14 protein-coding genes are annotated in these 12,671 nt (G+C 63.7%); all 14 read right to left on the reverse strand.

The features are described from left to right. Positions 1–17: 17 nt before the first annotated feature. Entirely contained in the window at positions 18–797 is a 780-nt protein-coding gene (gene fliP, locus ACB031_RS11215) for a flagellar type III secretion system pore protein FliP (RefSeq protein WP_010634623.1), read from the reverse strand. After that, complete coding sequence (fliO, locus tag ACB031_RS11220; protein ID WP_017781141.1) at positions 784–1,167, reverse strand: flagellar biosynthetic protein FliO; 384 nt, start codon at positions 1,165–1,167, stop codon at positions 784–786. Before fliO ends, fliP begins: the two co-directional genes overlap by 14 nt. Continuing rightward, positions 1,164–1,556: a flagellar motor switch protein FliN gene (fliN, locus tag ACB031_RS11225; RefSeq protein WP_005298791.1), complete on the reverse strand. Its 393-nt coding sequence runs from the start codon at positions 1,554–1,556 to the stop codon at positions 1,164–1,166. Before fliN ends, fliO begins: the two co-directional genes overlap by 4 nt. Before the next feature lie 51 nt (positions 1,557–1,607). Further along, on the reverse strand, positions 1,608–2,678 hold the full coding sequence (fliM, locus tag ACB031_RS11230; RefSeq protein ID WP_005298775.1) for a flagellar motor switch protein FliM: 1,071 nt from the start codon (positions 2,676–2,678) through the stop codon (positions 1,608–1,610). Between the two features lie 9 nt (positions 2,679–2,687). After that, the gene (gene fliL, locus ACB031_RS11235; protein WP_005298773.1) at positions 2,688–3,206 is read right to left on the reverse strand and encodes a flagellar basal body-associated protein FliL; all 519 of its coding nucleotides are present in this window, start codon (positions 3,204–3,206) and stop codon (positions 2,688–2,690) included. A 57-nt stretch (positions 3,207–3,263) separates the two neighbouring features. Beyond that, positions 3,264–5,270, reverse strand: coding sequence for a flagellar hook-length control protein FliK (locus ACB031_RS11240; RefSeq protein ID WP_371139558.1), 2,007 nt, complete (start codon positions 5,268–5,270; stop codon positions 3,264–3,266). A 91-nt stretch (positions 5,271–5,361) separates the two neighbouring features. Further along, entirely contained in the window at positions 5,362–5,802 is a 441-nt protein-coding gene (gene fliJ / locus ACB031_RS11245; protein ID WP_005298769.1) for a flagellar export protein FliJ, read from the reverse strand. Between the two features lie 26 nt (positions 5,803–5,828). Continuing rightward, on the reverse strand, positions 5,829–7,160 hold the full coding sequence (gene fliI, locus ACB031_RS11250) for a flagellar protein export ATPase FliI (protein ID WP_005298767.1): 1,332 nt from the start codon (positions 7,158–7,160) through the stop codon (positions 5,829–5,831). Positions 7,161–7,223: 63 nt separating this feature from the next. After that, complete coding sequence (gene fliH / locus ACB031_RS11255; RefSeq protein WP_371139559.1) at positions 7,224–8,030, reverse strand: flagellar assembly protein FliH; 807 nt, start codon at positions 8,028–8,030, stop codon at positions 7,224–7,226. Positions 8,031–8,094: 64 nt separating this feature from the next. Next, positions 8,095–9,156 (reverse strand): flagellar motor switch protein FliG, encoded by a 1,062-nt coding sequence (gene fliG / locus ACB031_RS11260; RefSeq protein WP_005298762.1) that lies wholly within the window; start codon positions 9,154–9,156, stop codon positions 8,095–8,097. Next, the gene (gene fliF / locus ACB031_RS11265; protein ID WP_005298761.1) at positions 9,149–10,861 is read right to left on the reverse strand and encodes a flagellar basal-body MS-ring/collar protein FliF; all 1,713 of its coding nucleotides are present in this window, start codon (positions 10,859–10,861) and stop codon (positions 9,149–9,151) included. Before fliF ends, fliG begins: the two co-directional genes overlap by 8 nt. Positions 10,862–10,916: 55 nt before the next feature. Further along, positions 10,917–11,234, reverse strand: coding sequence for a flagellar hook-basal body complex protein FliE (gene fliE / locus ACB031_RS11270; protein WP_005298759.1), 318 nt, complete (start codon positions 11,232–11,234; stop codon positions 10,917–10,919). Positions 11,235–11,352: 118 nt separating this feature from the next. After that, on the reverse strand, positions 11,353–11,742 hold the full coding sequence (locus ACB031_RS11275) for a hypothetical protein (RefSeq protein WP_017778745.1): 390 nt from the start codon (positions 11,740–11,742) through the stop codon (positions 11,353–11,355). A gap of 148 nt (positions 11,743–11,890) precedes the next feature. Further along, positions 11,891–12,667 carry a hypothetical protein gene (locus ACB031_RS11280; RefSeq protein ID WP_005298756.1) on the reverse strand — a complete coding sequence of 259 codons (777 nt, stop codon included), beginning with the start codon at positions 12,665–12,667 and terminating at the stop codon, positions 11,891–11,893. Positions 12,668–12,671 lie beyond the last annotated feature (4 nt).

Below are 12,671 nucleotides of genomic sequence, written 5' to 3' on the forward strand. Positions count from 1 at the left end.
CCTTGCGTCGTTCGCCCTTAACCACCGGCACCCAGACCGAAGCTGTTGGCCAGGGATCCCAGAATGAGGTTCCAGCCATCCACCATGACGAACAGCATCAGCTTGAACGGCAGCGACACCAGCATGGGTGACAGCATCATCATCCCCATCGCCATCAGGATACTGGCCACCACCAGGTCTATCACCAGGAAGGGCAGAAACAGCATGAAGCCTATCTGGAAGGCGGTCTTGAGCTCGCTGGTGACGAACGCCGGGATCAGCACCCGCAGCGGCACGTCGGCGGGCTTGTCCACCTGCACGTTCGCTATCTCCATGAAGGTGTTGAGATCCTTGATCCGGGTCTGGGCCAGCATGAACTGGTGGATGGGCAGCTCGGCCCGCTCCAGCGCCTCCTTGGCCTGGATGGTTTCGGCCAGATAGGGTTGCAGCGCCTCGTTGTTGATGCGATCCAGCACCGGCGACATGATGAAGAACGACATGAACAGGGCGATGCCGATCAACACCTGGTTGGAGGGGCTCTGCTGCAGGCCGATGGCCTGACGCAGGATGCCGAGCACTATGATGATGCGGGTGAAGGAGGTCATCATGATGACCATGGCCGGCAGGAAGGAGAGCGCCGTCATCAGCGCCAGCACCTGCAGGGTCAGGCTGTATTCCTGGCTGCCGTCCGCCATGGTCTTGATGGTGACCGCCGACATGCCATCCTGGGCCAGCGCCAGCGGCGAGCAGAGGATCAGGAGGGATAACAGGCCGACCAGCAGCCCACCGTGCGGCCGTGAGCCGTTAGCTTTTTTCATGCTTGCCCATCAATTTGCCAAGCTGCTGGGAGAACGCCTGGGGCTGGCTCTCGTCCAGCGGCTCTTCCAGGCGATAGAGAAAGTTGACCTGCTGCGGCGTCACCCCGAGCAACAGCTGCTGTTCGCCCACCTTGACCACCAGCAGCTTCTCCTTGTAGCCCACCGGCAGGCTGGCGATGACCCGCATCTGGCCGCCCCCCATGGCGGTGGCAATCTTGCTCTTCTTGAGCAGGAAACCGAGCACCAGGATGAGGCCGATGACCATCAGGCTGGAGAGCAGCCAGGAGGTGAGGCTGGGCGGATTGGCACCCGCACCGGGTTCAGCCAGTGCGGGGAAGGACAACAGCAGCAACGGGGAGACGCGGATCATTTGAGCTTCTTGATCCTTTCAATCTGACTGATGACGTCAGTCAGCCGGATGCCGAACTTGTCGTTCACCACCACCACCTCGCCGTGGGCGATCAGGGTGCCGTTGACCAGCACGTCCAGCGGCTCGCCCGCCACCCGATCCAGCTCCACCACCGAGCCCTGGTTGAGCTGCAGCAGGTTGCGGATGCTGATCTGGCTGCGGCCAACCTCCATGGCGATGGTGACCGGGATATCCAGAATGGTATCCAGCTTGCGCCGCTCCTCGGCACTGATGGGGGCATCGTCCTTGAGCTCCTCGAGAGGAGCGGGCTTGGCTTCGGCAGTCACCTGCTCTTCCAGCGCGGCAGCCCAGGCGTCCGCCATCAGATCCTCTTCCTCAGTTCCGCTCATCTTGAATTCCTTATGCTGTTTTCGTGACGGTCTGCCCAGGCAGGCCGTCGTTTATTGCTGTTGGTCTCCGATGCTGCGCTCGAGCTCTTCCAGCTCGGCCTCGCCATCGATGCGTACGCCGCCCCGGGTCACCAGATGCATCTCTGTCTTGACCCCTTCCGGGCGTTTGAGTTTGTCGGTGATCTTGAGCGCCACATTGTCCTTGGTACGGCCCATCTTGGCGTGGAAGGTGGGCAAGTCCTCCACGAACACCAGCAGGTTCTCCGGCATCTCCACCGGGATGATGTCGCCAGGCTGCAGCTCCATCAGCTCGCGCAGGGTGAGCTCGGTCTCCAGCAACTTGGCCCGCAGCTCCACCTTGACGTCCATGATCTCGTCGCGCAGCGCCTTGCTCCAGCGCACGTCGGTGTCGCCCTTGTCGCTCTGCACGCCGGCATCCAGCAGCTCGCGGATCGGCTCCAGCATGGAGTAGGGCATGGCCACGTGGAAGTCGCCACCGCCGCCGTCCAGCTCGATGTGGAACGAACTCACCACGATCACCTCGGTGGGGCTGACGATGTTGGCCATGGCCGGGTTCACCTCGGAGTCGAGGTACTCGAAGCCCACGTCCATCACCGGCGCCCAGGCATCCTTGTAGTCCTCAAACACCAGCTTGAGCAGCATCTGGATGATGCGTCGCTCGGTGGGGGTGAACTCGCGCCCCTCGATCTTGGCGTGGTAGCGGCCGTCACCACCGAAGAAGTTCTCCACCAGGATGAAGACCAGCCGCGCCTCCATGGTGATGAGCGCCGTCCCCTTGAGGGGGCGGAAACGTACCATGTTGAGACTGGTCGGCACGAACAGGGTGTGGACGTATTCGCCGAATTTCAGCATCTGCACGCCGTTGATGGAGACCTCGGCGGTGCGGCGCATCATGTTGAACAGGCTGATCCGCATGTGGCGGGCGAAACGCTCGTTCACCAGCTCCAGGGTCGGCATGCGACCACGGACGATGCGGTCCTGGGAGGAAAAGTCAAACTGGGCGACACCGGGATCCCCCGCCGCGCCTATCTCCTCCTCTTCGACATCATCGACCCCATGCAAGAGGGCATCAATTTCGTCCTGACTTAACAGATCGCTCACGCTTCACCCTTATTGCATGACAAAGCCGGTAAACAGCACTTGTTCTATAACGGGGGAAGAGACCAGGTCATTGAGCACCCGACGGCACTCTTCCAGTGAATCCTTGCGCAGCTTCTCTTTGCCCTCGAAGGTCATCAGCTGCTCGCTGGTGGCCGCACTGAAGACCCGCAGCAGGGTGCCTTCGATGAGGGGGATATTCTGCTTGGCCAGCGTTTCGTCGGCGGTACCGCGTACCATCAGCTGGATCTTGATCTGCACCAGCCGGTCGCGCTGACCGCCGGAGACGTTGAACACGAAGGGGCGCGGCATGCCCACGTAGAGCGAGGGCTGAGGTGCCGCCTCCTTGGGCTTGGCATCCTTGCCCTCCCCCGCGGCTTCGGCCGCCGGCTTGTCGCCGCCGGCCAGCATGAACCAGGCGCCGGCGCCACCGCCGCCCAGCACAATCACGGCCAGGGCGATAATCATGATCAGCTTCTTTTTCTTGCCTGCCGCCGGATCTTTCAGCGTCAGTTCGTTATCGTCTGCCATCCCTTGTCCACCCTAGTCTCAAACTTGTTCGATATCATAAACTTACTCGGGCTGGCATCAAGCATAGAAATCAATTCCGCGGTCGTTTGTCGATTCCCTCGACAAACTCATGCCGGCGCCCGTGACCTCTGCCTCAGTTTGGCCTGTTTCGGCAAAAGATCCGCTGCCTTTTTGTCCCTGCTGGCCCTGACCGGAGAAGCCCGACTGCCCCTGTGACTGCTGTTGCGGCTGTTGCTGCACCTGGGTCTGGCCAAGCTGGATGCCCTGCCCTGCCAGCATATCACGCAGCCGGGGCATGGCCTGCTCCAGCATTTCCCGGGTCTGGCCGTGCTGGACCACGAAGTGCACGTTGGCCTGGTTGGAGGAGTCTATCTGGATCTGGATCTTCATCTTGCCAAGCCCGAGCGGGTCGAGCTGGATCTCCGCCTGCTGCAGCTTGTCCGCCAGCATCAGGTTGACCTTCTGGTGCAGCTGGGCCGGCGCCTCCGGGTCGGCCAGCTTGAGGTGGGGCAGATTGGCGGGATCCCGCCGCGCGGCCAGCTCGGCGGTGGCAGGCCGGTTGTCATGACCGACCGCTTGGGGCTGGCTGTTCTGCTGAACCTGCTGGCTGTGGCTGCTCTCCGGGGTGGCGGTCGTCTCACTGCTGCCCTGGCTGGTGCCGCGAGCCAGCTCTGCCGCTTTCTGTTTCAGGTCAACCTTGACCTCGCTTCGGCCTCTGGCGCTGTCGCTGCGCTCGGTGGCTTCCATCTGCTTGAGTCCGGCCGACAGGCTGGCCAGGGAGGCTTGCGGGCCCTGAGGCTCACTGCTGGCCAGCACCTGCTGCGGCGCCACCAGCACGGGTTCGCTCGGGGGGGCGGCCGGTGCCGGCGTGCTGCCGGCTGCAGGCGCGGGCTGGCTCTCCGTCTTGGCCGCCGTCGCGGGTCTGGAGTGGCCATCCCCCTCGGCAACGCCATGCGGCGGCGCCTTTTCAGAGGTCAGGTTCGCCTCGCCATCGGCCCGGCTCATCCCCTCGGCAAACGCCCTGGCGGCGCCCGGCTGAGCGGCCACTGTGCTGTGGGTGGTCTGCAGCGGGGAAGGCCTGGCAGGCTCATCCTTGCCGGCCATGGGCGGCACCACAGGCTTGGCCCCCTTGTCGGCACCCTCCATCTGGATTTGGGCGTTCTCCTTATCCTGTCCGCTTACCGCAGCAGCGGCTGGCACCTTGCTCTGCAAGGCCGCCCGCTCGGCGGCGGAGAGCTCGCTTTTGCTTCCCTTGGCATCCTTGCCATTTTTATCGGCATGCTGGTCGGCATTGGCGCCACCGGCGCCGCTCTCCTTGCCACTGCCCTCTTTCCCGGCTTCCTGCAACTGAGCCGCCAGGGCGGCGTCATCCGTCACGACGGCATCCGGCTGCGCGGCTTTCGCATCAACCGGTGCACTTGTTTCGCCCGTGAGCAAGCTGGCAGCCTGACGGGCCAGCGCGGCGGCAGCGGTCGTCGTTCCCTGCTTGTCACCGCTGCCGGCGAGCGGCTGGGTGAGGGTGGCCGATGTCTCGGCCGACGCAGCCTGCGCGTCATCCGGCGGCAACATCTTGCCGTCCGTCTCGACCCCGGGTGTGCTGGCGACCAGAGTGATGGCCGCCGGGGCGACCAGGGAGGTGTCCTGTTTGAGGGCATCCTGCAGACGCTGCAGGAAGTCGTTGGGGGTGAGGGCGGGGTCGGGATCGCTCCCCTTCTGTGGCTTGTCGTCGGCACCAGCGGCCTCTTCGGCTTCATTCGCCAAAGATTTGGCAGCCTCGCCCTTGGTGTTCTGCAGCGGCTTGTCGCTCTCCACTGCACCGGCACGCTCCGGCCCAGTGCCGGGCCGCGACCCGTCCTTGCCATCAGCGTTGGCAACATGGCCATCGGCTTTGGCATTGCCCTTGCCAGCCTGCTGTACCCGGTTCATCACCTCGGAAAAGCCGCCCTTGCCGTCGCTCTGCAGGGCTCCTTCGCTACCATCCTGACTCGCCGTCAGCACCGCACTCTTGTCGGCAGCGGCGGCTGTCGGTGCGGCGGAAGAATTGGTTAACAGTGTCTGCATCATGGTGAAGATTCCTGACGGCATTCGGCTTCGGGTTTCTCCTCAGCTCCCCGCAGGGAGTGAGGCGCACACGGGATGGCAAGAAGAAAGCAAGTTACAGGCCAGAATGGTGGAAACGGCGCAGCGTGGCGTACTCATCCAGCATCTTCTGCTCCTGGCGCTGGGCTTTAAGCTGCTCGCGCCCCGCCTGCTTGGCCAGCAGCAGCTCCACCGCCTTGCGCCGCTGCTGGGCGGCCAGCCACTCTTCCCGGCGCAGCTCCAGCGCCTGGCGCACCTGCAGCACCCCTTCGTACTGCTGGGTCGCCGCCTGCTCGAGCTTGTTGATGAAGGCGTGATACTGGCTGTTCTGCTGGGCACCGATCCCCTGCAGACCGCGGTCGGTCCACTGCTGGTGGTAGATCTGGCGGTACTGGTTGAGCGCATCCTGCTGCTCCAGGAAGATTTTCAGATCCTGCTGGGCCTTGGCCAGCGCCAGCGCGGCCTGCTGCTCGGCCTCCACCAGCCGCTCCGACAACATCATCAAGCCTTTACTCATGGTCACGCCTCCCCTTCATCTTCTCGTCAACGCATCAGCGGCATGGCCACCAGTTGCAGGGCCTGCAGGCCGGCATCGTAGTGAATGACCTCGCGCATTCCCTGCTGCAAGAACTGATCCAGATAGGGTTTTTGAATGATAGCCCGGTCGATGCGGGGGTCGGAGCCCTGGCTGTAGGCACCGATGGTGATGAGATCCCGGTTCTGCTGGTAGAGGGAGTAGAACTGCTTGAGGGTGCGCGCCAGCTCCATGTGCTCCGGCGAGGTCACCATGGGCATGACCCGGCTGATGGACTTCTCGATGTCGATGGCCGGGTAGTGGCCGGAGTCGGCCAGCTCGCGCGACAGCACTATGTGACCGTCGAGGATGGCCCTCGCCGCGTCGGCGATGGGATCCTGCAGATCGTCCCCCTCCGTCAGTACGGTGAAGAATGCCGTGATCGAGCCCTGGCCGTCGCTGCCGTTGCCGGCCCGCTCCACCAGCGCCGGCAATTTGGCGAACACCGAGGGGGGATAGCCCTTGGTGGCCGGCGGCTCGCCCACCGCTAGGGCGATTTCACGCTGGGCCTGGGCGTAACGGGTGAGCGAGTCCATCAGCAGCAGCACGTTGAGCCCCTGATCGCGGAAGTACTCGGCGATGGCCAGCGCCGTTTCACACCCCTTGAGCCGCATCAGCGGCGAGGCATCGGCCGGCGCCGCCACCACCACGGCGCGCTCGCGCCCCTCCTCCCCCAGGATCTCCTCGATGAACTCCTTCACCTCGCGGCCCCGTTCGCCGATGAGCCCCACCACCACCACGTCGGCCACCGAGCCGCGGGTCATCATGCCGAGCAGCACGGATTTGCCGACGCCGGAGCCGGCAAACAGCCCCATCCGCTGGCCCTGCCCCACGGTCAGCACGGCGTTGATGGCACGCACCCCCACGTCCATCGGTTGATGGATCGGGCGGCGAGAGAGCGGGTTGATGCGGTGCTGGGCAAACTGCACCGTCTGGGAAGAGAGGATGGGACCGAGCCCGTCCAGCGGCTGGCCGATGCCGTCGATGACCCGACCCAGCAGGTTCATGCCGACCGGAATGCCATGCTCCTCGGTGATGGGCACCACCCGGGCGCCGGGAATGACCCCCTTGAGCTGTTCGCTTGGCATCAGAAACAGGCGATCGCCGGAGAAGCCGACCACTTCGGCCTCAAGCGAACCGTCCTGGGTGTCGATGCGACAGAGTGCCCCGATGGCGGCGCGACAGCCGATGGCCTCCAGGGTCAAGCCCACCACCCGGGTAAGCTTGCCGGCCACCGGGGGTTTGGGGGCGATATCGCGTACCCGATACCCCTGCAACCGATTGAGTAACGAGCCGCTCATCCGGCCTCCTGAAAGCTGGTGTTGAATGCGTTGAAAAATTGGCTGGGCAAGCAGGCAGGGCCGCTAGCCGCGGCCATCCTGGCCGGCATTGTCCCGCAGAAAGTTGCGCAGCAGCTGGTCGATGCGCCCCGCGAGGGTCAGGTCGATGCTGGAGAGCTCGGTGGCCAGTTGCAGATCGCCGGGGGAGAGGGTGGGATCGCTTTGCAGTCGCCAATGGCGCTTGGCGCACTCCTCGGCGCCAAATGCCTGCTCGACCCGGGCCAGATCGTCCGGATGCAGCATCAGGGTAACCCCCAGCTCGGCGGCGGGCAGCAGCGCCAGCCCCTGCTTGAGTGCTTCGAGCAGCAGTCTGGGCGAGGTCTCGGCTTCGTGACGGATGAGGGCGCGGGCCAGTTGCATCACCAGCGCGATGAGCTGCTGCTCCACCGCGCTGTCCAGCTCCTTGAGCGGGTTGGCAAGGCGATCGATCAGTTCCTGCCAGTGGCTCATCTGCTGCTCCACCAGCTCGCGGCCGAGGGCCAGCCCCTCCTCCTTGCCCTGCTCCAGTCCGGCGGCATGGCCCTGCTGCAAGCCTTCCAGCTTGCCCTCCTCGAGCCCCTTGGCGTAACCGGCGTCACGCCCCTCGGCCATCCCCTCTTCCCAGGCGGCCTGGCGAATAGCTTCCAGCTCCTCGGCGGTGATGCTGGGGGCCGGCTCCTCGGCCGGCTCTTCGACCGGCACCTCTTCCTCCTGCCGATACCAGTCCGGGGTCAGCCCGAGGGCATTGGTCTCAACCTCGGCCTCGACCTCCATCTCAGGCCAACCCCAGGTCTGAACCTGGCTCTCGTCCCCGTCGGGTCTGACATAGCCGCGCAGTTTGTTGTTGTTCATCTGGCTGCCGCACTCCTCGTCATCACGCTGCCGGGAGTGCTATGCACGTCGAAGCGAGCGTTCATCAGAGGAACTCCTCGCCGCCACCGGCACCCAGCATGATCTCGCCGGCATCCGCCAGACGGCGGGCGATGGAGAGGATCTCCTTCTGGGCGGCTTCCACTTCGGAGACCCGGATCGGCCCCATGGCCTCCAGATCGTCTGCCAGCATCTCGGCGGCCCGCTTGGACATGTTCTTGAAAATCTTCTCGCGCATCTGGTCGTCGGAGCCCTTGAGGGCCCGCTGCAGCAGATCGCCAGGCACTTCCCGCAGCATGGTCTGGATGCCGCGATCGTCCACGTCGATGAGGTTCTCGAACACGAACATCAAGTCCTGGATCTGCTGGCTCATCTCCTCGTCCGACTCGCGGATGGAGTCCATCAGCTGACCCTCGATGTTGGTGTCGAGGTAGTTCATGATGTTGGCCGCCGCCTTCAGGCCGCCCATCTTGGCTGCCTGGGCACCCGCCGCACCGGCGAACTGTTTCTCCATGATGTCGTTGAGCTCTTGCAGTGCCGCCGGCTGCACCTCTTCCAGGTTGGCGATACGCATCACCAGATCGAGGCGCACCTGCTCCGGGAACTGGCTCAGGATCTCGGCGGACTGCTCCGGCTCCAGATAAGAGAGGACGATGGTCTGGATCTGCGGGTGTTCGTTCTGGATGATGCTGGCCACCTGGCGGGCATCCATCCACTTGAGGGAGTCGAGGCCGCGGGCACCGGACCCCAGGATGATCTGGTCCACCAGGTTGCTGGCCTTGTCTTCGCCAAGGGCCGCCACCAAGGCCTTGCGCACGAAGTCTTCGCTGCCGATACCGATGTTGGTGTACTTCTGGATGTCGTCGATGAATTGACGGTGGACCGCCGCCACCCGGTCGTGACTGAAATCCGACATGGAGGCCATCGACATGCCGAGCCGCTGCACCTGCTTGGGCTCGAGATGGCGGAAGATCTGGGCGGCGTCCTCTTCGTTGAGGCTCAGCATCAATACCGCCGCCATCTCCATGCCGCTCATCTGATCCAGGATCTGGCGCTGACTGTCGGTGATGTCATTGCCGGTGACCTGTGTCTTGTTTTCGTCAGCCATCTTTGTTTGCTACCCATTCTTTAATGACCTGTGCGGCCAGATCCGGTTCGTTCGCCACCAGGGCACGTACCGCCTTGAGCAAGTCTTCGTCACGGTGCAGATCCGGCAGTTTCAGATGGCCGTCACGTACCCCGAACACCGGCTCGGCTTCGGCCTGAGCCGCCAGCAGACTGAGCTCGTCATCCCCACCCAGCACGGTGTGGTTGTCGAAATCCAGTTCCCCTTCCGGCTTGGCATCCGGATAGAGCAGGCGCTTGAGCATGGGGCGCACCACGGTGACAATCAGCACTATGATGACCAGCACGGAGGCGGCGATGCGCACCGCGCGCCAGAACCAGGGCTGCTCGTAGAGCGGTGCCTCGGCCACGTTTTCAAGCTCGGGCCGGTTGAACGGGATGGCGACCACCTCCAGAGTATCACCACGGGTCACATCAAAGCCAAGGCCGCCGCTCAGCAGGCGACGCAGGGTATCGAGTTCGGCCTGGGTGCGCGGCTCGCGGCTCACCTTGCCATCGGCGGCAGTGGCCGACTTGTAGTCCACCGCCACCGAGACGGTCATGCGGCGAATGCCACCCATCTGGCGCCGGATATGGCTGACGGTGGTATCCAGTTCGAAGTTGCGGGTCGCCTCCTTACGGGAGCGGCCGGAGCTGGAGGCGGTGGTCTCGGCGTTGGGGCCGGTCGCCTGCTGCGGAATGTTGGAGGCGGCGGGCGGCTGGTTGGAGAGCGCGCCAGGCACGCCACCGTTGCTGCCGTTGGCGCTGTTCTCTTCCATGGTCATTTCGGAGCGCACCGCCGGCAGGTCCGGGTTGTAGGTCTTGCGGGTCTGCTCCTGCTGGGAGAAGTCGAGGGAGAGGTCGACCTCCGCCGTATAATTGTCGGCGCCGAGCACCGGGATCAGGATGGCGTCAATTTTTTGTTTGTATTCCAGCTCCTGCTTCTGCTGCATCGCAAACTCCTTGCGAGTCTGGGCAGAGACGGGATCCTGGGAGCCGGAGTTGAGCAGGCGGCCATTCTGGTCGGTCACGGTGACGCGGGTCGGCTCCAGACCGTGCACGGCGGAGGCGACCATATCGACGATGGAGTCCACTTCCCCCTGACCGAGGGCATTGCCCTTGAGGCTCAGCACCACGGTGGCGCTGGGCTTGCGTTCGTTGCGGGCAAACACGTTGTCTTTGGGAATGGCCAGCAGCACCTGGGCCTTGGCCACGTTCTGGAACTGTTCGATGGCGCTGGCCAGCTGGCGCTCGCGGCTCAGCTTGAGCCGTTCGCTCTCCATCCGCTGGCTGACCCCGAAGCTGGAGTCCTTGAGCAGGATGTCTTCCCCGTCGGTGCTGGCGTCAGTGGCGTTGGCCAGACCGGCACGGGTCAGCGCCAGCCGGATGTTGGAGAAGTTTTCGGCATTGACCAGCACGCTCTTGCCATCCACCTGATAGGGGATCTTCTGCTGATCGAGGAAGTCGAGGGTCTTGACCAACTCCTGGGTGGTATAGGTGCCAAGGGGACGCATGTCCGGCTCCTTGCCCCACAACAGGATGAAAACGGCGATGGCCAGACAGATGGCCAGCCCCAGGATCAGGGTGATCTGGCGCAGCACGTCCGTATTGGAGAGAAAGCCGAGAGCCGAACTCTTCTGCTCATTCTCATCGAGGGCGGCGGTGCCCTCATCGTTCATCAGCAGTTCGCCGTTTTGATCAGTAGCCACGATTTATGTCCTTATTGCTGACATGTTCATGATGCTCAGTCGCCATGGGCCTGAGTTACACCGGCATGTTCATGATGGTCTTGTAGGCATCGACCATCTTGTTGCGCACCTGCACCGTCGCCTCGAAGGCGATAGAGGATTTTTGTCCGGCGATCATCACTTCGGACAAGTCGACCGAGTTGTCGCCCATGTCGAAACGGGTGCGCAGATCGTTGGCGGCCCCTTGCAGCTCGTTGACGTTGCCAAGGGCCTGCTGCAGCAGTTGACCAAAATCGGAGCTGACCTGACGGCCAGGCTGGGTGAGCGGCGTGGCGCCGGCTTCCACCTTGAGGGCCTGCATCTCTTGCATCAGGCTGCTTGCACTGATTTCCATATTTCATCCCCAGACAAATCATTGACACTGACAGGCTCCAAGCAATAAGAGTGCCAATTAGGGAGAAGAGTCCTCGAAACAGGGGTTGGGATGCTCGCCGAGATGATGAGCCGGCCATTCAGGGGCGCGGCACGGCCCCCTCCCCCAGCAGCAGCCTCAGATAGCTCAGGTGGAGATCGTAGTGCTCCCCGGCGGGCAGCTTGACCAGCACCTCGTCATGCAGGTAGCCCGCGCGGCTCGCTGCCAGCTCGGGGGGAACCAGTCCTACCGCCACCAGCCTGGCGACGATGGCCTGCGCCAGGGCCATGGTCGCCTCGTCGGCACGCCCCCAGCCGAAGTGGCCCTGGTATGCCACCCCCTCGGCGCCGGGCTCGAGGGGGGAGACCAGATCCCCGCTGACCCAGAAGGCCGTGGGGATCCCCTCCTGCAGGCGCAGATAGATGCTCTGCTTGTCCCACTCCCGACGCAGGGCTCCATCCGCCCCGTCCTGTGCTGATGCTTGTGTCATGCCACTCTCCTTGTCTTGCTGACGAACCTGGCTGCGCCCATAAAAAAGAGGGCCTAAGGCCCTCTTTTTACTGTAATTCGCACCAATTAAACAGACGGCAATCCGCGCAGTATGAAGAAAAACTGGCGGTTGCTCACCCTCTGCTCAATCAGCGGGTCAGATCCTTGTCCACCCAGTACTTGGAGCCCGAGATATTGGCGTCCAGCAGCAGCCCCTTCTCGCCGATCTGGTAGATGGCCATGCCGCCGTTGTACTTGGCGGTCAACTCGGCGCTCTCCTTGCCCGCCACGGCACCCACCTCGGAGGTGGCCTCCCAGCCCTGGCTGACGAAGGCATCGAACCTGGCCTTGTCCTCAAACAGGATCACCTGCTGATAGAACTTGCCGCCCAGCCCGGCCGCCAGCCCGGCACCGAACATCTTCATGTAGGTGTGCTTGCCGGTGGAACGGTTGACGGCCACCCCGGCCCCTTGGTTGGTGTGCAGCATCAGGGAGAACTTGCGCGAGTCGAACACCGCATAGCCGTATGCCTTGTCAAACAACAGCTTGGCCGAGGGCTGTTCGTTGAACAGCCGCACCAGCGCGGTGTCGGCCATGGTATTGAGGGCAAGGCGCGCCTCGTCCGCCGTCTTGGGCTCCAGCATCTCGTCGAGCTTCTTGTCGGCCACCGCCAGCCACTCCTTGCCGGTGGCCACGCTCTTGTCGGTCCAGGCGCCGGCGGTATTGAACGCCTCCGAGCCCCACTGGGAGACCGAGGCCCAGGTCGCCTTGGAGAAATCGGTGACGCTCTGCCACGCCTCCTTGCTGGTGTCGCTCACCGCGTTGCCAAGCTCGGTCGCGGCCGCCTTCACCTTGGCCCAGTCGGCCAGGCCAGGGGCCGAGGTCAGCGCCAGTGCCGTGGCTATCACCAGGAATCGAATCTTCATGCTG

Origin of the sequence: Aeromonas sp. S8(2024), assembly GCF_041403085.1 — a bacterium.
Lineage (GTDB): Bacteria > Pseudomonadota > Gammaproteobacteria > Enterobacterales > Aeromonadaceae > Aeromonas > Aeromonas dhakensis.